Raw genomic sequence first — 20042 nt, 5'->3', positions numbered from 1 at the left:
AAAGATTTTTTTTATTCTTTGTGATGTAAAACAGCTGCCTCGATAAATCCTTTAAAGAGCGGGTGTGGTCTGTTTGGTCGGCTTTTCAGCTCGGGATGGCCCTGTGTTCCTACAAAAAATGGGTGATCGGTAAGTTCCATCATCTCAACAATTCTGCCATCCGGAGACAGACCGGATAAGACCATCCCATTTTCTTCCAGCGATCTTCTATAATCATTATTCACTTCGTATCTATGTCTGTGTCTCTCCTGTATTTCCCTAGTCTGATACAGTTCGTAAGCCTTTGTACCTTCTTTTAACACACACGGATATGCGCCCAGTCTTAGAGTTCCACCGAGATCTACAACACCATTTTGCTCCGGCATAAGAGAGATCACCGGATGCATGGTGTCAGGATTGAGTTCTATACTATGAGCATCATGATATCCCAATACATCTCTGGCGAATTCAACAATTGAAAGCTGCATACCCAGACAAATACCCAGAAATGGAATCTTCTGTGTTCTGGCATACTTGACTGCTACAATTTTCCCCTCAATTCCACGATCCCCAAATCCGCCGGGCACCAGAATTCCATCGGTATCCTTGAGTACTTGTGAGACGTTTTCATCATCCAGATGTTCCGAATCTACCCAATTAATATTCACATTGGCACGGGAAGCAATCCCTCCATGTTTCAGAGCTTCTGCAACTGACAAATATGCATCATGCAGCTGAACATATTTTCCAACTAACGCTATAGTTACCTCTTTGTCCGGATGACGCAATGCATCTACCATCTGACACCAATCTGAAAGATCAGGCCTTGGGCATGGCAGATTCAGGCATTCCAGAACAACCTGAGCAAGATTTTCTTTTTCCATCGCCAGCGGAACTTCATAGAGGTAATCTAGATCCAGATTCTGCAGAACATGTTCACTCATAACATTACAAAATAGCGCAATCTTATCTTTTAGTTCCTGTGTCAGCGGATATTCTGAGCGACATACCAAAATGTCCGGGCGAATTCCAAGTGCCTGCAGCTCTTTCACACTGGCCTGCGTTGGTTTCGTCTTCATTTCACCGGATGCTTTAAGATACGGAATCAGCGTCACATGAATCATGATTGCATTTTCTTTGCCCACATCATGTTGAAACTGACGGATTGCCTCCAAAAATGGCTGACTTTCTATATCGCCGACCGTTCCTCCTACTTCTATAATTGCTATGCGGTCTTCATCCACATCCCTGCCACGGTAAAATCGACTCTTAATCTCATTCGTAATATGAGGAATTACCTGAACAGTCCCGCCGCCGTAATCCCCTCTGCGTTCCTTTTGAAGAACACTCCAGTATATTTTTCCGGTTGTCACATTAGAGTTTTTATCCAGACTTTCATCGATAAAGCGCTCATAATGCCCCAAGTCAAGGTCTGTCTCTGTACCGTCATCGGTCACAAAAACCTCTCCGTGCTGGATCGGATTCATCGTTCCCGGATCAATGTTGATATAGGGATCAAATTTCTGCATAGTCACCTGGTATCCTCTGGCTTTTAATAATCTTCCAAGAGAAGCTGCGGTTATCCCTTTTCCCAGTCCGGATACCACGCCTCCTGTCACAAATACATACTTTACACTCATGGTTTTCTCCTAATCCTATTATCAGCTTGCCTTCAGTTCAAAAAATGTTCCTACTATCATAAAAAAACATTATAAACCTGTTTTTTATAAAAGATCAAGAAATTTTTCAAACTTTTTGTAACCATAAGTTCACCATCTACATAACCTAAAGTGTAAATAAAAGTTTCTCTGGAGGATTTAACATGAGTGATTTAAGTGCTACTGGTTGTGGATGTGACACGGATTGTGGCTGCGACAACAGATATGGCAATGCATCGGGATTTGGCGGCAATAACTGCCTGTGGATCATCATTCTTCTGTGCTGCTGCGGCGGTTTCGGCGGAAACAATGGATGCGGCGGCGGATGCGGCGGCAATGGCTTCGGAAATGATAGCTGCCTGTGGATCATCCTTCTTCTGTGCTGCTGTGGTGGATGGGGCTGCTAACTACTTTTTCTGAGCCCACAAAAGGCCGCCTGCCAAAAGGCTTAGGCGGCCTTGTTTTTTATTTATTAAATCCTTGCTTTTTATTCATCTTTTGTCTATTCTCTTTCTTCCTTTTCTTCTCCTCTTTCTTTCTCATACACTCCAAATCTATTTCATAAATTGCATTATGATCGACAATAAGTCTTGTTTTTTGTTCTTTCATGAGCAAATAATCCTTTTTTTCTTTATATAATTATATTATGATGCCAAAGTCAAAAGGTTATGTGTTTCGCGCCTGCATGGAAAATCATAAGTTTGGGAGCTTTGTATCATACATACTTACCGTCCTATTCTCATATGATAGACTGAAAACCAGTGAGGGATGCGTGATATGGACGAACCACAAGAACAGAAAATGACACCTTTCGACCAGACAATCAGTGACGATACTCTGCAGCTTCTGAAAGCATCTATTCCCTATGCTCCCGCGAAAATACAGGGTTTTCTTTCGGTTCTTGTTAAGATGAAAGAACTTGAAACCGTTATTTCCCTCACAAGAAAAAAGTCCTCCATACAGATGATGTCGAAAGAAGGACCAGATTTTTCCTTAACAGATATGCTTTCAGATATCGGCCGCTATACAAGTGGAACCATGAAAGAAATATTCGACAAAATCTCGCAGGCAATGACAATGTTTGAAATGTTCCAGAGTTTTCAGGATATGGACTTTTCTAACATGGATTTTTCTAATATGGACTTTTCTAATATGGACTTTTCTAATATGGATATGTCAAACATGGGGTTTAAAAATATGTTTCATGGATCTGATGAAGAAGACGATGAAAAAAGCACTGAGGAAAACAGTGACAAACCCATAAATCCTCCGCCGGTAAATGAATCTGATATAAAACAACAGGAACAAGAGGTAGATGATCTCATAGATTCACTAATCAATCATCCCAAAGAAGAAAAAACAGACAATAATCCTTCGGAGGCATAAGGCATAACTTTGAGATTCAAACATCAAAATATAAGAAAGGCAGGATATGAATTATGAGCGACTGGACAAATAATCCGAAACTTTCCGGCATCGACAGTTCAAAGCTTGCGATGCTTCAGGCTTTAGCAAGCCAGGGAGGACAGAAATCACAAAGTGAGATGTTACCTTTTCTGATGGCTGTCGCCAACAGTTCGAAGAAGAAAGGAGTGCAATTCACTCCCGAAGAAATGTCCGTAATCTTCGATGTCATTAAAGAAAGCAGCTCCCCGGAAGAAGCTGCTAAAATTGATCAGATGATAAATGTTATGCGAATGATGAAAAAATGATAATATCAGGGTCGAAAAGTGTATGCCTTTCATGCCTGCATGAATAAAGTATACACTTTGAAATCCAAACAAACACGAGAATACAGTCCGACAGAAGGGAATTCGAATAGACTGTTACAGAGAATTCAGAATACACTCTCTTAAAAATGCCAGCGCCGTGACAACAGTCTGCTCTCGAATTTTCCCTCGATTTCCGGAAAAGTGCAGTTCCTTTACACTTGTTTTTCCCCTGCAGGTACAACCTATATAGACAAGGCCCACAGGTTTTTCTTTTGTGCCGCCTGTTGGCCCTGCAATGCCTGTTACCGAAAGAGCACAATCACAACCTGCAGTACATGCAGCACCTTCTGACATTTCACGTGCTGTCTGTTCACTGACAGCTCCATATCTGGTCAGTGTTTCACCTTTTACACCGATCATATTTTGCTTTGCTTCATTCGCATAGGTGATATATCCCTGTCTAAACACACTGGAAGCACCGGAAACATTTACAATTCTCGCGGCAATTGCTCCTCCTGTACAAGACTCTGCCGTCGTAACAGTCAGATTATGATCGTAAAGAAGTCTGACAAGCGCCATCTCAAGCGTCTCCTCTTCATCTTCTGTATAAATCTGGGTTTCGAATCTTTTTTCCAGCTCAAGCCTTACTGGTGTTATGAGTTCTTTGGCTTTTTTTTCATTTTCCGCCTTTGCCGTCAGTCTAAGATGTACCTCTCCGGTTTTTGCATAGGTAGCAATTGTCGGATTTGTCTGTGTGTCAATCAGATCACGAATGGACATTTCCACATAGCTTTCGCCGCTTCCAACAATTTTCAGAGTTGTAGAATATATAACTTCCGACTGTTTTCTCTGCAGATAAGGAAACACCTGCTGATCGAACAGCGGTTTCATCTCCGATGGCGGACCAGGAAGCAGAACGATAATTTTCTGATTTTTATCTATGATAAGACCCGGTGCCGTGCCATTGTCATTCTTTAGCACAATTCCGTGTTCCGGCACCATAGCCTGCTTCCAATTATTCTCGGTAATCTGGTATCCGCGATGGGATCGTACGAAACGCCCCATATACATTTCGATCAGGCGATGTGTTTCGGCATCTTCCACAAGCCTTTCCCCCATAACGCTGCATGCGACTTCTTTTGTCATATCGTCCTCTGTGGGTCCTAGACCCCCTGAGCAGATCACAACATCTGATCGGTCAATGGCCGTCTTCATAGTCTCTGCCATGCGCGCCTCATTGTCCCCGACAACAACCTGATAATAACAGGAAAGCCCGAGAGCAGCACACTGTCTCGACAGGTATGCGGCATTCGTGTTCACAATATTTCCCAGCAAAATTTCAGTTCCAACGGATATAATTTCTACTGTCATATTTTTTCGCCTCTCTTATATGAGAATTAATCCTGCATGGATAATACTTGTTTGTTTTTCAGAAGATAGTCAATTAAAGAAATCACGGTGAGCACAGTAGCCACCACAATCAAAATGATCTCAATCGCATGAAAGACCCCGCCAAGATCCGCTATGAGGACAATTACCATAAGCATCTGACTTACGGTTTTTGCTTTTCCCCACCAGCTTGCAGCGATTACGATACCGTTATCAGACGCCACCAATCGAGATCCGCTGATGATGAATTCACGGGAAATAATGATTATGACAACCCATGATGGAAGTTTTCCCAGATCAATCAGACAGATCATGGCCGCACATACCAACAGTTTATCTGCCAGAGGGTCCATGAACTTTCCAAAATCCGTTATGAGATTATTTTTTCTGGCCAGATATCCGTCCAGAGTGTCTGTGAGACTCGCTATAATAAAGATCGCAAGTGCAATCCATTTATGAGCAATTCCGCCAATCGGAACCAGCATAAACAGCACAAAGAATGGTATCATGATAATTCGAAGTATTGTCAGCTTATTCGGTGTATTCATCTTCCTCTAACTCTCCTATCAAATCATATTCCAGTGAACCGGTAACTTTCGCCTTTACAAAGTCTCCCGTGACAAGCTGTCTGGAAGTATTCAAAAACAAATATCCATCAACATCAGGAGCATCGGCATATGTTCGGGCAATGTAAGCATTCTCATCTGCCACTTTTCCCTCAATCATGGCCCACACAGTCTGCCCTGCCCGTTTCTTTCCGTTTTCTTCAGAAATACTCTGCTGTAGCTCCATAAGATCTGCCTGGCGATCTTTCTTTACCTCCTCATCCATCTGGTTATCCATCAAGGCGGCGGGAGTACCTTCTTCCTGTGAATATGTAAAAACTCCCAGACGATCAAAATGCATCTCACGTACAAATTCCATGAGTTCCTCATGGTGTTCCTGTGTTTCTCCGGGAAATCCCGTGATCAGAGTTGTACGAAGGGCAACGTCCGGTATCTCTTTTCTCAGATTTGAGACAATTTGGACGATCTCTTTTTTCGTGGTCTTTCGACCCATACGCCTTAAAATTTCATCGTTTGCATGCTGAATTGGCAGATCAAGATAGTGACAAATCTTGGCTTCTTCCTTCATAGTCTGTATAAGTTCCGGGTAGATTTCTTCCGGATAGCAGTAGAGAACCCGAATCCAGCGAATCTGGGGAATCTTACACAACTCTTTTAATAGAACATGTAGGCTCTTCGCACCATAAAGATCCACACCGTAAAGAGTCGTCTCCTGAGCAACTAAAATTAACTCCTTTACACCAGAATCGGCCAGTTCTTTCGCCTCAGATACCAACTGTTCCATGGAGACACTGCGATAATGACCACGCAGCGACGGAATAATACAATATGTGCAGTGCTTATCACAGCCTTCTGCAATCTTCAGATATTCATAGCTCCCACCTGTCGTAATTAAACGTCTGTCCCCGGCAGCAGGTATCTCATCGTCTGAATAAAAATTCTCATACCCTTTTTTACTCAGTACCTCATCTATGGCAGGGACTATCATATCATAACTATTCGTCCCCAGCACCGCATCAACCTCTGGTAATTCCTGATAAATCTCTTTTTTGTACCTCTCAGCCATACACCCTGTTACAATCAGTGCCTTGAGGACACCATGAATCTTATACTCAGCCATTTCCAAAATATTCTGAATACTTTCCTCTTTTGCCTGCTGAATAAAACAGCAGGTATTGACGACTATGATATCCGCATTTTCCTCACTATCTGTTATTGTATACCCATGCCTGGTCAAAAGTCCAAGCATATGTTCTGAATCCACTAGGTTTTTATCACATCCCAGTGAAATAAAAAGTATCTTCATATAAACTCCCTAAACTACTTTTTCTGATGAGAACGGCTGTTACAGCTTTATATAATTCTGTAACAGCCCAATTTACATCAGATATCAAGACCAAATTCAGATTGTTTCCTCATCCTGTCTGTCCTTTTCCTGCTGGATTTCATCGCTTCTCATCGAGTCCTCCATCCCATCTTCATCCTTTAGAATATGAATATCTCCCTCATAGAGCTCTTTTACAGCAATAGATAAAGGTTTCTCAATCTCGCCTTCTACATATGGTTCCGCACCGGATATAATCTGTCTTGCGCGCTTACTTGCAGCCAGAACAATTGAATATCTGGATGTCACCAGCGGTGCCTCATCGATGTCCTGCCCTTTATTGATAACTTCTATTAATTCTTTATATGATGGATGTATCACGCTAAAATTCCTCCTTTAATTCTTCTCGGATCCCGGATATAAACTCCTTTTGATGGATGCTGGCGTCATGCTGAACTTGTATCATCTCATGAATATGTGTGACACAGGTATCGATATCATCATTGACTACAATGTAATCATACTGTTCCATACATTTCGATTCTTCGACTGCTCTGGCAAGACGATGTCGGATCTGCTCATCACTTTCTGTTCCCCTACCCTTTAGTCTCTTCACCAGTTCCTTTGCATCCGGCGGTGTCACAAATAGCAATAACGTTTCCGGATGTTTTCTCTTCACTTCGAGAGCACCTTGAAGTTCAATCTCCAGAATCACATCTTTGCCAGTTTCCAGCTGTTCCTCAACATATCTTTTTGGAGTGCCATAAAAGTGATCCACATATCTGGCATACTCTATAAATTCACGATTTTCAATCATCTGCTCAAATTCAGGCTCTGTCTTGAAAAAATAATGTATTCCCTCTTGTTCGCCCTTTCTCGGACTTCGCGTTGTCGCAGATATGGAAAGTGCGTAATCCGGGTACCTCTCCATAAGACCTTTCATAACAGTTCCTTTTCCGGCTCCCGAGAAACCAGAAATCACTACTAAAATCCCTTTCTTACTCATCTGTTTCAGCCTTCTCCTCCGGTGCAGTCATATCATGGTTAAAACGTCTGCTAATTGTATCGGCCTGAAGAGCAGATAAGATAATCAAATTCTCACTGGTCACAATCACTGATTTTGTTCTTCTTCCCTGTGTAGCATCAATCACACTTCCATCTTCTTTTGCATGGGACACCATTCGCTTAATCGGGGCAGCCTCCGGACTTACCACCGCCACGATCTTATCGGAATTCACAACATTCCCAAAGCCTATATTTACAAGTTTTACCAATGTTTCTCACCTTATTCTTTTTTTATTGATACCACGACTGTTTCGCATGTGGTACTCTATGATACTATAGATCTAATGTCACTTTCTGGTATCATTCAATATTTTGAATCTGTTCACGGGTCTTTTCAATCTCCGTCTTCAGTTCAATCGCAATGTTGGAGGTCTTAAGATCATTTGCTTTTGAAAGAATGGTGTTTGCCTCGCGATTCATCTCTTGTGCGATAAAGTCCAGCTTTCTTCCGACCGTGCCGCCTTGTTTTAATACTGACATCATATTCTCGATATGACTGCGCAGTCGTACTGTTTCCTCATCCGTACAAATCTTATCGGCAAAAAGAATCACCTCCGCGGCGATTCTGCTGTCCTCAACTGAAGTATCCTCCAACAATTCCCTCGTTTTCTGCTCAAGTTTTGACTTATACTCCTCTATAATCTGTGGAGAACGTATCTCAACCTCTCGAATATCTACAAGCATTTGGTTCAATTTATCAAGCAAATTATCTTTGAGATTCTCACCTTCGCGGTTTCTTTGTCTTTGAAACTGCTCTCCCGCCTCCTTAAGTGCCCTCTCCAAAACAGACCAGAGCCTTTCCTCATCAACTGGTGTCTCCTCCATCACGAGCACCTCAGGAAATCCCGCCAGTTTTGATACAGTTATATCATTCTTCAGATCGAAATCCTCCTGTATCTTGTGCGCACAATTCAGATACTGCGATGCCAGCTCTTTGTTGTATTTCAGAGAAATATTCGACTGAGTAAAATCTTCATACGTAATGAAGACGTCCACCTTGCCACGCTGAACATATTCCTTCAGTGTATTCCGTATTGCATTTTCAAAAGAACTAAGCTTCTTGGGCAGCTTAATATTAAAGTCCAGATATCTGTGATTTACCGATTTCATCTCCACCGTAAACCTTATATCCGAAAACTGAATTTCCGACCGTCCAAAGCCAGTCATACTGTTAACCATAAATTCCTCCTGCCTGCAATCACCAATTACACCTGTCTTTTTGTACATTCTAATTCATTATACTTGATTGCCCCTGGCACGTCAAATGTTTTCTCTATCGCATGTTGACACCACCCCCATTATTAAGTAGAATAAAATGATACCAAGGGTAGAAAAGTCATATGTTTCATGCTGGCATGAATAAGCATGACTTTGAAACCCGCACAAACATGAGAATGGAGCCTGACAGGGCGGAATTCGAATGTTTGCAGGATTGTGGGAGCACAAAGTGCGTAACAATCCGTGGTATCACACAAGAACAGAAAAGTCATGTGTTTCATGCTGGCATGAATAAGCATGACTTTGAAACCCGCACAAACATGAGAATGGAGCAATTATGGCATTTGATGGAATCACAATTGCGGCTCTTGCCGCTGAATTAGAAAATAAAATCACAGGCGGAAAAATCAACAAAATCACACAGCCGGAGGCAGACGAACTGATAATCACAGTTAAGAACAACCGCACACAATACAGACTTCTGCTTTCAGCAAACGCTTCCCTGCCTCTTGTTTATCTCACAGATCATAACAAGACAAGTCCTTTGACAGCACCTAACTTCTGCATGCTGTTAAGAAAGCATATCGGCAGCGGTAAAATAGTATCTGTTACTCAGCCGTCACTTGAGCGGGTACTAGTTTTTCATATTGAACATCTGGACGAACTTGGTGATCTTAGTCAAAAAAAATTAATCATTGAAATAATGGGGAAACACAGTAATATTATTTTCTGTAATGAGGACAATATCATTATAGACAGTATTAAGCATATCTCTGCCAATATGAGCTCGGTCAGAGAAGTTCTTCCCGGAAGACCGTACTTTATACCGCAGACGATGACAAAAAAAGATCCTCATATAATTCAAGAAGAAGAATTCATGGGTTTTGTTCTGGAAAAACCTATGGAAACTTCGAAGGCGATCTACTCTTCTCTGACTGGTTTGAGTCCTCTCATGAGTGAAGAGATATGCTTCCGTGCCGGAATCGACGGAGGACGTCCTCCAATGTCCATGAATCTCACAGATAAGCTGCATCTGTTTCGCACATTCAAGCTTATGATGAACGATGTTATGAGTAGTGATTTTACCCCAAACATCATATATAAGGGACATGAGCCACTTGAATTTTCTGCACTTTCTCTAACTCAATATCAGAATTATGAGTGCCAAAACTATGACAGTATTAGCCGGGTTCTTGAACAGTATTATGAGACGAAAAACCGTCTCAGCCGTATCCATCAGAAGTCCTCTGAACTGAGAAAGGTAGTCTCCACCATTCTGGAGCGCAATATAAAGAAATTAAACATTCAGGAAAAGCAGATGAAAGATACTGAAAAAAAGGATAAATACCGAATTTATGGAGAACTTCTGAATACTTACGGCTATGGAATAAATCCAGGTGCCAAATCCTTAGATGCCCTGAATTATTATACGGACGAAATGATTACGATTCCCCTTGATCAGACAAAAACTGCCAAGGAGAATGCCAACCACTATTTTGAACGCTATAACAAACTCAAAAGAACACAGGAGGCTCTGACGACACAGTTAAAAGACACAAGAGAAGAAATTGAACATCTTGAATCTGTATGTCATTCTCTCGATATTGCACTGGACGAAGAAGACCTGATTCAGATCAAAGAGGAATTAATCTCAAGTGGCTATATCCGGAGAAAACGCTCGAACAAGAAACGGGTCAGAATCACTTCTGAACCATTCCACTACGTTTCTTTTGATGGTTTCGATATCTATGTCGGCAAAAACAATCTGCAAAATGATGAGTTATCTTTCAAATTTGCCACTGGAAATGACTGGTGGTTTCACGCTAAGGGACGACCTGGCTCCCATGTCATCGTAAAATGCAAACCGGATGGGAAGATGCCTGATCGAACTTTTGAGGAAGCCGGCAGACTGGCTGGTTACTACTCCAGCGGTAAAAATGCACCAAAAGTAGAAGTTGACTATACGCAAAAAAAGAATCTTCGAAAACCAAATGGTTCAAAACCCGGTTTCGTAGTGTATTATACAAACTATTCTCTGAACATAGAACCCGATATTAGAGATATCCACCAGATAAGATGACAAAACACATGAGGAGTGTCTGCTTACATGAAAAAAGACATACAAAAAACAGGGGAATTCCCCAAAAAAACCACCGGAAGGATTCCCATTACCCGCCATGCAGTTAATGCAAATGAAGGACTTTCATCCCAGTTGGCGGATGAATACATGAGAAATGGATGGACGAATGAGGCCATAGAGCCTCCCTCCAAAACAACATCAGAAATTATAAAAAGCAATGTCTTTACTTATTTCAACTTGATATTTGCCATCATTGCTGTTCTTTTGATGATTGTGGGTTCATTTAAAAACCTCACTTTTCTGCCGATTATCATCGCAAACACACTGATTGGGATCATTCAAGAAATCCGTGCAAAGAATACATTGGATAAATTATCTGTGTTGAATGCTCCGAAAGCCAAAGTAGTACGCGATGGCGAAGAACAGGAAATCCCGGCGGAAATGCTTGTCCTAGATGATATTGTGATATTTTCCGCAGGAAACCAAATCTGCGCGGATGCTATCGTTCTAGACGGAGAAGTTTCCGTAAATGAATCCCTTCTCACCGGAGAAGCCGACGAAATCACAAAAAGAAACGGAGATACCCTGATGTCCGGCAGTTTCATCGTTTCAGGTACATGTCGTGCCAAGCTGGATAAGGTTGGAGCTGATTCTTATATATCCAAACTTACTCTAGAGGCTAAAATCTCAAAAGACGGTGAACAGTCAGAAATGATTCGTTCTTTGAATCGATTAGTCGAGGCTGTCGGAATCATCATTATTCCCATTGGTTTTTTACTCTTCTACCAACAGTTTTTTCTGTCGCATGCTCCGCTTCGAACAAGTGTAACATCTACAATGGCAGCAATTATAGGCATGATACCTGAGGGCCTTTATCTGCTGGCAAGTGTGGCTCTTGCAGTAAGCGTCATGAGGCTCGCAGGGAAAAAGGTCCTGGTTCACGACATGAAATGTATTGAGACTCTCGCCCGTGTAGATGTTCTTTGCGTCGATAAAACTGGAACAATCACCGACAACTGTATGCAGGTATGTGACGTCATTCCTCTCGGAGGATTTGACTGTGATCACATGCCCTCATTGATGGAAATGCTCAGTGACTTTGCAGCAGCCATGCCTCCTGATAACATCACCATGGAAGCAATAAAGAGTTACTTTACTGCTGCAAGCGGAAGAAAAGCCGAATGTATTACTTCTTTTTCTTCTGCTTTCAAATACAGCAGTGCCACATTCTCAGATGTATGCTACGTACTCGGGGCTCCTGAATTCGTACTGAAAGAAGATTATAACACTTACCGTGATGAAATTGAAGCTGAGGCGGCAAAAGGCCGCCGTGTACTTGTTTTCGGGTCTTTTGACGGTGTCCCAGACAGCGGAGAATTGCACGGAGAATTCAATCCGCTGGGGATGATCACGCTCACCAACCCGATCCGCGAAGACGCACCGGAAACATTTCAGTACTTTTCAGAGCAGGGCGTGGACATAAAGGTAATCTCAGGTGATAATCCCGTTGCTGTTTCAGAGATCGCAAAACAAGCCAATATTGCAAACGCAGAAAATTATGTGGATGCATCCACCTTAAATGAAAAATCGGATATTCAGGATGCTGTATCAAAATACACGGTCTTTGGACGTGTCACTCCTGATCAGAAAAGGGAACTGGTACGGGCTTTAAAATCCGAGGGGAAAACGGTAGCTATGACCGGTGATGGTGTCAACGATGTACTGGCCTTAAAAGAAGCCGACTGCTCAGTGGCTATGGCATCCGGAAGTGATGCTGCGGCGCAGGTATCTCAACTCGTTCTGTTAGATTCAAACTTTTCCTGTATGCCATCTGTGGTTGCGGAAGGCCGCAGAGTTGTCAATAATATTCAACGATCTGCGAGCCTGTTTCTGGTGAAGAATATTTTTTCGTTTTTGATGTCGATGTTTTCCATGATCTTTATGGTACATTACCCATTGGAACCTTCACAGATTTCCCTGATCAGTACGTTCACCATTGGTCTGCCAGGTTTCTTTTTGGCGCTGCAGCCAAATACAAATAAAATCGAGGGACATTTTCTGACAAATGTCATGATCAAGGCACTGCCCGCCGGACTCACTGACTTTCTGGTGGTCGCCACACTGGTTCTCTTTGGACAAGAGTTTTCTGTGAGCGCTGTTGACATCTCTACAGCCTGTACGATGCTTCTTGCAATTGTTGGTTTCATGATACTTTACAAGATCAGCAGGCCCATGAATAAGCTGCGCTGGATCATCTGGTGGGGATGCATCATCGGTTTGCTGGCATGCAGCTTCTACCTTGGCGATTTATTCGGCATCAACAAGATGTCATCGAAATGTATCATGCTGTTTGTCCTCTTCTCTGTTGCTACAGAGCCAATTCTACGTTACAGCATTCTAGCAGTTGATTATATACAAAAAAAGTTTTCCGAAGTCAGAAAAACAGTAAAGGGAAAAAATCCGTTTCAAAAACTGAGAGCGAAATCATAGATAACATTCAAACAGAAGATGGATAGGGGGGAGTAAAAACATGTTGTATTTAGTGTTGATCATCTATTTGATATTTGTTTTGTTCGTACAAAGAGCTATGAAAACCTGGATGAACTGTTTCCATCCCACCTTCAAAAGTCAAAGAATCCGTCTGATCTATACACTTTTTTACGCATTGTTTGCACTCTCACCCGCTGCGGTGCTGCTACCTACTATCCCGATAAAATCTTCACTTGTTAGGTTCGGAGATTTCTGGCTGGGTTTCTTCTTGTACATTCTTCTGGGAATTGTTATCGTGGACATTGTAGGAAAAGTTTTAAGAAAGCTCAAAAAAATGCCGCATATATGGACTGACGAGTATAAAAAACTTTGTCGGATCAGTGGAACTGTCATCGTTCTTGCATCTGTCTGCATCTGTGCATATGGAACGGTTCATGCAGAACACGTAAAATCAAAAGAATATCATGTAAAAATCAATAAAAGAGCAGAAAATCTCTCAGGACTTCGTATCGGACTTATATCAGACATCCATCTTGGCTGTCATACAGGCCCAAAACAGATAAGTGAAATGGTAGCAAAACTAAACCGTGAAGATCTTGATCTTGTATGTCTGACGGGCGATTTCTACAGCAACGATTTTGATTCCGTCGATCATCCAAAAAAGGTCAGTCAACTACTCGCCAAAATCAAGACAACTTATGGCACGTATGCCTGCTATGGAAATCATGACGTAGATCAGAGAGTACTTGGAGGCTTCCCTATAAACAAAAAGAAAAAGGCGCTGCGCGATCCACGACTCGATAAAATGTTAAAAGATGGAAAGGTGAAGGTTTTGATGGATGAAACTATATACGTCAACCACGATTTTTATCTAATTGGCCGTCTTGATGCCAGTGAAACTGGTGTTTCAAATCTGAAATCGAATACAATCACTGAAATATCCAAGACCCTTGATCCCACAAAACCAATTCTCGTTATGGAACATCAGCCAAAGGATCTTTCTGAAGAGTCCAATGCAGGGGTAGATCTCTCTCTGGCAGGGCACACACACAAGGGACAAATCTTTCCAGGAAATCTAATCGTAAAACTATTCTGGAAAAATTCTTATGGGAAATATCAAAAAAACAATCTCACTTCTATCGTCACCTCTGGTATCGGAACCTGGGGGCCGAATATGCGGATTGGAACAGACAGCGAAATTGCAATCATCAATATATCATTTTCAAATTAAAACTATGTATTTTCATAAGCTCATTTTCGTGGAAAAACGGGGCGAAGCCGCCAATTACTGGTCATCGACCAGTCAGGTTTCGTCCCGTTTTTATATAAAATCAATGCATCATTACAAGATATATCGCTGCCGCTGAAACGACGACCTGTATGATTGCGAATCGAAACACCGTCTGTGTATTCGACCAGCCAGATACCTTCCTTACATGGTCATGCAGCGGGGTTCTCACATTTTTTAAAATATGTATCTTAAAGAACCGAAGAAGGAACACTTTCACAAGGCCGGCCCCGCCATCGAATATCAGCACAATTGCGGCGAGTATATAAATTACAGGGCTTCCTGTTTTCATGGCGGCGACTGCAATAAAGATACCCATAGCTCTTGAACCTGCATCGCCCATCATTAGTACACTCGGTGTAGCATTGTACCAGAGATATCCCAGAATGCAGACGACAAACAGAAGGATCATGTATGCAAAAACTGGATCCATCTTACGCATCTGTCCGATAATATAGATTGTGATCAAGGTAATAATTGTCAGTGTCCCGGAAAGTCCGTCTACTCCATCAGAACAGTTTGTCACATTGATCGAGAACCAGATCAAGATCACTGCCAGAATACAATAAAGCGCAGAAGGAAGGGTCACACATACTCCCAGTGTAGCAAATTCAATCGTACTGCCGTTGAACATGATGAAAGTAACGGCAGTAATGATTGAAACAATCAGGTCGAGAAACCCCTTCTTATAATCTCCCCATGGCTGGTCCGAGGCATCATCCAGATATCCGGTCAGCATTTCAACTACAACCATAGCCAGATAAATCATAAGTTCCAAATTCACCTGTGCAAAAAGAATCGCTGATACAGTGAATGCCATAATAAAGATAAGCCCTGCCCCACGCGGCTTTCCGGCTGAAAGCTTTCCATCGACGGCATAATCTCTTCCCATGTCTCTGGGCAGTTTTCCGCCAAACTTTGTAATCGCTGCACAGGTACATATGAATGCAAATAGAATACCTGCAAATGCAAAAAGCGGTGACTGACTGTTCCATAGATAGTCTATCATCTGTATTTCCCCCTAAGCCATAGCTTTTAAGAATTTTTTCATATTATCAAGAACTTTTTCTCCCAGACGCACATCAGCCTGTCCAGTCCTTCCAGCTGACTGATGGATACAGTTTACATGGGGATTTGCAAGAAGTCTTCCTGTTGGATCCCCTAGTGCACCATCCGTATCACAGAAGAATTCATTATCTCCGTGTTCCAGCCACTTCTCAAGCGGAGCAATATCATGTGAGGGTGCAATTGATGTGTTAAAAAACATCTTATGGTTTCCAAGCTTTTCAAACTGTTCTTCATGGAGCAGGATGACATTCTTGTTCAAACATGTGCACACGACATCAACAGTCTCAAGGAGATCGTCTAGTTCCTTGTATTTAACCCCTTTCAATTCTTCGTCGTGTTTGCGGGTCCGACTATAGTAATAAAGATCTGCCCCCAGTCCCTGAAGACCCGCGGCAATCATCTTTCCTGTTGTGCCCAGCCCTACAACGCCGACTTTCAGATCGGTCAGTTCCATAGGTTTCTCTTTCCACTGTTTTTCTCCGAATCCATGGAGATAACGAATTAATTCGCTGAGGACAAATTCAACTACGCCCTGATCCCCATAGTCCCGAATACCGCGAACTGTAATTCCCTTTTCTTCAGCAAAACGAATATCCACGTTGGCACTTTCCGGGGAATAGAGGCTACAGCACATTCCAATATATCGAAGGTTTTGGCATGCTTCAATCACCGTTTGATCTATACTTGAAGTATAGCTGAGCAGAACACCATCCGCATCGCCAATTCTTCTTATAATCTCGTCGTCTCCCTCTGGTATATCCGGATACATCACGACCTCATGGGCAAAATCGTATAACTGTTTCTCCGCTGAGGGAACCATGCCAATCGGTTCTATCACAACAAGTTTTTTAAACATGATTATCTCCTTTTTTAAAATACGATCGGACTTACGGCATTCTGTAAAACGGCCACAACGCTCCAACCAGCTATGGCACTCGTCCGTGAATAGATGTTCAGTTCTGTTTTCACTTCTTCTCCATCAAGTTCAATCTTGTACTGATCGCCCTTAAATCCGGGAACCGCCTGAATCTTCATATCCGTGTCCTTTGGACCCGCACTTGCCAGGGCTGTTGCAACTGCAACATTTACCTGGGTCGGGAGAAGCTCAATCGCTTCTTTCGTAGTACCGGAAAATACAGTTTCCCGTTCTTTCACATCTGGACTGACTTTGGTCTTAAGCGGCATGCGGGCAGCGACATCGGGATCTTTCTCCGACAACATTGAAACATTTACATCACTCATCAGAGAAGCGGTGCGCAGGATATCGAATCCTCCTACTGCACCACTCGCGATATATACTCGCTTTTTGGCTGTCATAGCTGTCTGTTTTATGCAATCATAGAACTCTTTATCAGCCAATGCTCCAATTGAGAGCAAAACAAGGTTTGATCCACCCCTTATAATTGTCTCACTATAGTCTCTCACTGCCGAAACAGAAGCAGCTTCAGCAGTGAAATCTGGTTTCATCTCTATCATTTCTTCGATATTTTTACACATGCTGCAGTGATGACGCTCTGCAAAATCCTTTGCTCTTTTCTCATCACGTCCCAGAACTGCCACCAGTTCATATTCCGGAAGCAAACCCTCTTCCAGAGCATTTGCCACAATCTCATTTAATTTGCCACATCCGAGAAGGGCTAATTTTAATTTCTTCATCATTACCTCTTTACTTTTGCACAATATTTATGATCTTACCCGGTACGAAGATCTCTTTGATCACAGTTTTGGTCAGTTTCTCTTTCACTGCTTCTTTTCCAGCGGCGATTGCATCGTCTTTGCTTACTAAAGCGGATACCTTGATCACGGCTCTGGTCTTTCCGTTGATCTGAACCGGAATCTCAATCTGATCATCTTTCATAGCTTCCTCGTCATACTTTGGCCATGTCTCCGCAAAAATCGTATCCTTGTGACCATATCGTTCCCAAACTTCCTCCGCCATATGCGGCGCAAATGGTGCCAGAAGGATTGTTATCGTCTCGATCGTCTCGCAGTCTATTCCGCCGGTTTTTTTTGCTATATCTACAAATTTGTTCGTATATTCCATAAACCCTGAGATAACCGTATTCAAGCTGAATGATTGCAGACGTGAAGTAATCTCATAAACCATCTTATGGCGGTATCGTATCATCTCATCCGTTGGCTTTACATCACCCTCCAAGCTGTCTAAAGACAGTTTCCAGAAACGTTTTAAGAAACGGTTGACACCGTCAATTCCCCTGTCATCCCATTCAGCGTCCAATTCTGGCGGTCCGACAAAAAGTTCATACATACGAAGCGAGTCGCATCCGTAATCATCCACCAGTTCATCGGGAGAAACCACATTTCCCTTTGATTTACTCATCTTGATACCATTCTTACCGGTGATCATACCCTGATTAAAGAGCTTCAAAAATGGCTCATCAAAGTCTATCACGCCGATGTCATATAAAAACTTTGTGTAGAACCTAGAATATAGCAAATGCAGAACCGCATGTTCCACTCCGCCGATATACATATCAACCGGCAGATATTTCGATGCATTCTCTTTTGACACCAATTCTTCGGCATTCTTGTTATCCACATAGCGCAGAAAATACCAGGAGGAACCGGCCCACTGCGGCATCGTGTTCGTCTCTCTTTTGGCATCTGCACCACAGACAGGACACTTGCAATTCACCCATTCATCAATTGCAGCAAGTGGAGATTCCCCAGTTCCTGTCGGCTGATAACTTTTGACCTCAGGCAGGCGAAGCGGAAGCTCGTCTTCCGGAACAGGAACATTGCCGCAGTGAGGGCAGTGAATAATCGGTATCGGTTCCCCCCAGTAGCGCTGACGGGAGAAAACCCAGTCGCGAAGCTTGAAGTTTACGGTTGCTTTACCGATTCCCATCTTCTCTATCATATGAGGGGCTTCTTTTTTCAGCACTGCGGACTCCATGCCATTCCACACACCGGAGTTAATCATTGTCCCCTCCGCTTTCGTGTAAGCTTCCGTCATGTTTTCAATTTCTTTTCCATCTTTCGCAATAACCTGCACGATTGGAAGATCAAATTTTTTTGCGAATTCAAAGTCACGGTCATCATGCGCAGGAACACACATGATTGCCCCAGTACCATAATCGGCGAGAACATAATCAGAAAGCCAAATCGGCACTTTTTTTCCATTTAGAGGATTGATGCAGTAACTTCCGGTAAATACACCTGTCTTTTCTTTTCCCTGCAGACGATCAACATTCGACTTCATAGAAGAATCATAGATATACTTTTCGACTGCTTCTTTTGTCTCGTCTACAGCTAACTTTTTTGCCATTTCATGTTCCGGTGCAAGAACCATAAATGTTGCCCCGTGAAGTGTGTCAGGCCTTGTTGTATAGACTGTGATCTCCTCATTCATGCCATCCACCGGGAATTTGACCTCGGCACCATAGGACTTTCCAATCCAGTCAGACTGCATCTTTTTGACCTTTTCCGGCCAATCAAGCTTATCCAGATCATTTAACAGACGATCAGCATATTTTGTAATTTTAAGATTCCACTGGCGAAGATTCTTTTTGGTTACCTCAGATCCACAGCGTTCACACCTGCCGTTAACCACTTCTTCATTTGCAAGACCTGTCTTACACGAAGGACACCAGTTAATCGGAAACTCTTTCTCATAAGCCAGGCCCTGCTTGAACATCTGAATAAAAATCCACTGTGTCCACTTGTAGAATTCGGGATCTGTAGTATTGACTTCCATATCCCAGTCATAGATTGCGGCGATATCCTGTATCTGCCTTTTGATATTCTCTACATTCCTTGCGGTTGAGATCGCCGGATGTTCCCCCATCTTAATCGCATAATTTTCTGCCGGAAGGCCGAATGCATCCCACCCCATCGGATGGATCACATAATAGCCTTTCAGTAATTTATAACGGCTCCACACATCCGAGATGACATAGCCTCTCCAATGTCCCACATGAAGACCATTTCCCGAAGGATACGGAAACATATCCAAACAATAATATTTGGGCTTTTCTTTTCCTTTTTCATCCACTTTTGGATTCACGGGATTCTTCTCCCAGTTCACACGCCATTTTGCCTCAATGGCTTTATGATTATAAGGTACTGCCATTTTTAAAATTCCTCCTAAAATATATGAAGCCCTTCTCGTCTGTCAACTTCAGAGACGAAAAGGGCTTACATTCCGTGGTACCACTCCAATTCATCTGCATATACTGCAGATG

At 42.6% G+C, this 20042-nt stretch carries 19 protein-coding genes and 1 other annotated feature (1 of these 20 cut by a window edge); of the genes, 6 read left to right on the top strand and 13 right to left on the bottom strand.

Annotation, left to right across the window (positions count from 1 at the left end):
• Window positions 1-11: 11 nt before the first annotated feature.
• The gene (locus tag INP51_RS06765) at window positions 12-1619 is read right to left on the bottom strand and encodes a CTP synthase (protein WP_193736944.1); all 1608 of its coding nucleotides are present in this window, start codon (window positions 1617-1619) and stop codon (window positions 12-14) included.
• Window positions 1620-1801: 182 nt separating this feature from the next.
• Between INP51_RS06765 and INP51_RS06760 the strand changes: the two genes are divergently transcribed.
• Window positions 1802-2044, top strand: a complete 243-nt coding sequence (locus tag INP51_RS06760; RefSeq protein WP_193736943.1) for a chorion class high-cysteine HCB protein 13 — start codon at window positions 1802-1804, stop codon at window positions 2042-2044.
• A gap of 58 nt (window positions 2045-2102) precedes the next feature.
• On the opposite strand, the gene INP51_RS06755 is transcribed toward INP51_RS06760, so the two are convergent.
• The gene (locus tag INP51_RS06755; RefSeq protein WP_193736942.1) at window positions 2103-2246 is read right to left on the bottom strand and encodes a hypothetical protein; all 144 of its coding nucleotides are present in this window, start codon (window positions 2244-2246) and stop codon (window positions 2103-2105) included.
• 168 nt (window positions 2247-2414) lie between these two features.
• Between INP51_RS06755 and INP51_RS06750 the strand changes: the two genes are divergently transcribed.
• Both INP51_RS06750 and INP51_RS06745 read left to right on the top strand, forming a co-directional pair.
• Entirely contained in the window at window positions 2415-3023 is a 609-nt protein-coding gene (locus tag INP51_RS06750; protein WP_193736941.1) for a pentapeptide repeat-containing protein, read from the top strand.
• A 53-nt stretch (window positions 3024-3076) separates the two neighbouring features.
• Complete coding sequence (locus tag INP51_RS06745; RefSeq protein WP_193736940.1) at window positions 3077-3349, top strand: hypothetical protein; 273 nt, start codon at window positions 3077-3079, stop codon at window positions 3347-3349.
• Between the two features lie 114 nt (window positions 3350-3463).
• Here INP51_RS06745 and INP51_RS06740 read toward each other — a convergent pair whose 3' ends face one another.
• The 7 genes from INP51_RS06740 to INP51_RS06710 all read right to left on the bottom strand — a co-directional run bounded on the left by INP51_RS06740 (window position 3464) and on the right by INP51_RS06710 (window position 8872).
• The gene (locus INP51_RS06740) at window positions 3464-4720 is read right to left on the bottom strand and encodes a competence/damage-inducible protein A (RefSeq protein ID WP_193736939.1); all 1257 of its coding nucleotides are present in this window, start codon (window positions 4718-4720) and stop codon (window positions 3464-3466) included.
• Between the two features lie 26 nt (window positions 4721-4746).
• Window positions 4747-5286 carry a CDP-diacylglycerol--glycerol-3-phosphate 3-phosphatidyltransferase gene (pgsA, locus tag INP51_RS06735; protein ID WP_193736938.1) on the bottom strand — a complete coding sequence of 180 codons (540 nt, stop codon included), beginning with the start codon at window positions 5284-5286 and terminating at the stop codon, window positions 4747-4749.
• A complete protein-coding gene (gene rimO, locus INP51_RS06730) occupies window positions 5270-6610 on the bottom strand; it encodes a 30S ribosomal protein S12 methylthiotransferase RimO (protein WP_193736937.1) in 1341 nt (446 codons plus the stop codon). Before rimO ends, pgsA begins: the two co-directional genes overlap by 17 nt.
• Window positions 6611-6706: 96 nt before the next feature.
• Window positions 6707-7009 (bottom strand): DNA-directed RNA polymerase subunit omega, encoded by a 303-nt coding sequence (rpoZ, locus tag INP51_RS06725; protein ID WP_193736936.1) that lies wholly within the window; start codon window positions 7007-7009, stop codon window positions 6707-6709.
• A 1-nt stretch (window position 7010) separates the two neighbouring features.
• Window positions 7011-7634 carry a guanylate kinase gene (gene gmk, locus INP51_RS06720; protein ID WP_193736935.1) on the bottom strand — a complete coding sequence of 208 codons (624 nt, stop codon included), beginning with the start codon at window positions 7632-7634 and terminating at the stop codon, window positions 7011-7013.
• Window positions 7627-7902: a DUF370 domain-containing protein gene (locus INP51_RS06715; RefSeq protein ID WP_193736934.1), complete on the bottom strand. Its 276-nt coding sequence runs from the start codon at window positions 7900-7902 to the stop codon at window positions 7627-7629. Before INP51_RS06715 ends, gmk begins: the two co-directional genes overlap by 8 nt.
• 91 nt (window positions 7903-7993) lie before the next feature.
• A complete protein-coding gene (locus INP51_RS06710; protein WP_193736933.1) occupies window positions 7994-8872 on the bottom strand; it encodes a YicC/YloC family endoribonuclease in 879 nt (292 codons plus the stop codon).
• 376 nt (window positions 8873-9248) lie between these two features.
• On the opposite strand from INP51_RS06710, the gene INP51_RS06705 reads away from it, so the two are divergent.
• The 3 genes from INP51_RS06705 to INP51_RS06695 are packed head-to-tail and all read left to right on the top strand — an operon-like array spanning window position 9249 to window position 14712.
• Window positions 9249-10991: an Rqc2 family fibronectin-binding protein gene (locus INP51_RS06705; protein ID WP_193736932.1), complete on the top strand. Its 1743-nt coding sequence runs from the start codon at window positions 9249-9251 to the stop codon at window positions 10989-10991.
• 27 nt (window positions 10992-11018) lie between these two features.
• A complete protein-coding gene (locus INP51_RS06700) occupies window positions 11019-13481 on the top strand; it encodes a cation-translocating P-type ATPase (protein WP_193736931.1) in 2463 nt (820 codons plus the stop codon).
• A gap of 40 nt (window positions 13482-13521) precedes the next feature.
• Window positions 13522-14712 (top strand): metallophosphoesterase, encoded by a 1191-nt coding sequence (locus INP51_RS06695; protein WP_193736930.1) that lies wholly within the window; start codon window positions 13522-13524, stop codon window positions 14710-14712.
• 100 nt (window positions 14713-14812) lie between these two features.
• Here INP51_RS06695 and INP51_RS06690 read toward each other — a convergent pair whose 3' ends face one another.
• From INP51_RS06690 to leuS, 4 genes are read right to left on the bottom strand one after another with little or no spacing between them, the layout of a single operon-like run.
• Window positions 14813-15778, bottom strand: coding sequence for an MraY family glycosyltransferase (locus tag INP51_RS06690; RefSeq protein ID WP_193736929.1), 966 nt, complete (start codon window positions 15776-15778; stop codon window positions 14813-14815).
• A gap of 12 nt (window positions 15779-15790) precedes the next feature.
• Complete coding sequence (locus INP51_RS06685) at window positions 15791-16693, bottom strand: D-isomer specific 2-hydroxyacid dehydrogenase family protein (protein ID WP_193736928.1); 903 nt, start codon at window positions 16691-16693, stop codon at window positions 15791-15793.
• A 14-nt stretch (window positions 16694-16707) separates the two neighbouring features.
• Window positions 16708-17496, bottom strand: coding sequence for an aspartate dehydrogenase domain-containing protein (locus INP51_RS06680; RefSeq protein WP_230406897.1), 789 nt, complete (start codon window positions 17494-17496; stop codon window positions 16708-16710).
• Window positions 17497-17503: 7 nt separating this feature from the next.
• The gene (gene leuS, locus INP51_RS06675; RefSeq protein ID WP_193736927.1) at window positions 17504-19930 is read right to left on the bottom strand and encodes a leucine--tRNA ligase; all 2427 of its coding nucleotides are present in this window, start codon (window positions 19928-19930) and stop codon (window positions 17504-17506) included.
• Between the two features lie 47 nt (window positions 19931-19977).
• Window positions 19978-20042: a binding site (T-box leader), on the bottom strand (it continues 190 nt past the right edge of the window).

This window comes from Blautia liquoris (assembly GCF_015159595.1).
Lineage (GTDB): Bacteria > Bacillota > Clostridia > Lachnospirales > Lachnospiraceae > Novisyntrophococcus > Novisyntrophococcus liquoris.
This window is presented reverse-complemented; position numbering and strand designations above follow the sequence as displayed.

Excerpts from the sequence above, each read along its gene's own strand:
- INP51_RS06680 (WP_230406897.1), bottom strand. The coding sequence starts at position 17,496 with ATGATGAAGAAATTAAAATTAGCCCTTCTCGGATGTGGCAAATTAAAT.
- INP51_RS06765 (WP_193736944.1), bottom strand. The coding sequence starts at position 1,619 with ATGAGTGTAAAGTATGTATTTGTGACAGGAGGCGTGGTATCCGGACTG.
- pgsA (WP_193736938.1), bottom strand. The coding sequence starts at position 5,286 with ATGAATACACCGAATAAGCTGACAATACTTCGAATTATCATGATACCA.
- INP51_RS06745 (WP_193736940.1), top strand. The coding sequence starts at position 3,077 with ATGAGCGACTGGACAAATAATCCGAAACTTTCCGGCATCGACAGTTCA.
- INP51_RS06685 (WP_193736928.1), bottom strand. The coding sequence starts at position 16,693 with ATGTTTAAAAAACTTGTTGTGATAGAACCGATTGGCATGGTTCCCTCA.
- INP51_RS06710 (WP_193736933.1), bottom strand. The coding sequence starts at position 8,872 with ATGGTTAACAGTATGACTGGCTTTGGACGGTCGGAAATTCAGTTTTCG.
- rimO (WP_193736937.1), bottom strand. The coding sequence starts at position 6,610 with ATGAAGATACTTTTTATTTCACTGGGATGTGATAAAAACCTAGTGGAT.
- leuS (WP_193736927.1), bottom strand. The coding sequence starts at position 19,930 with ATGGCAGTACCTTATAATCATAAAGCCATTGAGGCAAAATGGCGTGTG.
- INP51_RS06755 (WP_193736942.1), bottom strand. The coding sequence starts at position 2,246 with ATGAAAGAACAAAAAACAAGACTTATTGTCGATCATAATGCAATTTAT.
- INP51_RS06760 (WP_193736943.1), top strand. The coding sequence starts at position 1,802 with ATGAGTGATTTAAGTGCTACTGGTTGTGGATGTGACACGGATTGTGGC.
- INP51_RS06690 (WP_193736929.1), bottom strand. The coding sequence starts at position 15,778 with ATGATAGACTATCTATGGAACAGTCAGTCACCGCTTTTTGCATTTGCA.
- INP51_RS06750 (WP_193736941.1), top strand. The coding sequence starts at position 2,415 with ATGGACGAACCACAAGAACAGAAAATGACACCTTTCGACCAGACAATC.
- INP51_RS06695 (WP_193736930.1), top strand. The coding sequence starts at position 13,522 with ATGTTGTATTTAGTGTTGATCATCTATTTGATATTTGTTTTGTTCGTA.
- INP51_RS06705 (WP_193736932.1), top strand. The coding sequence starts at position 9,249 with ATGGCATTTGATGGAATCACAATTGCGGCTCTTGCCGCTGAATTAGAA.
- INP51_RS06700 (WP_193736931.1), top strand. The coding sequence starts at position 11,019 with ATGAAAAAAGACATACAAAAAACAGGGGAATTCCCCAAAAAAACCACC.
- gmk (WP_193736935.1), bottom strand. The coding sequence starts at position 7,634 with ATGAGTAAGAAAGGGATTTTAGTAGTGATTTCTGGTTTCTCGGGAGCC.
- INP51_RS06740 (WP_193736939.1), bottom strand. The coding sequence starts at position 4,720 with ATGACAGTAGAAATTATATCCGTTGGAACTGAAATTTTGCTGGGAAAT.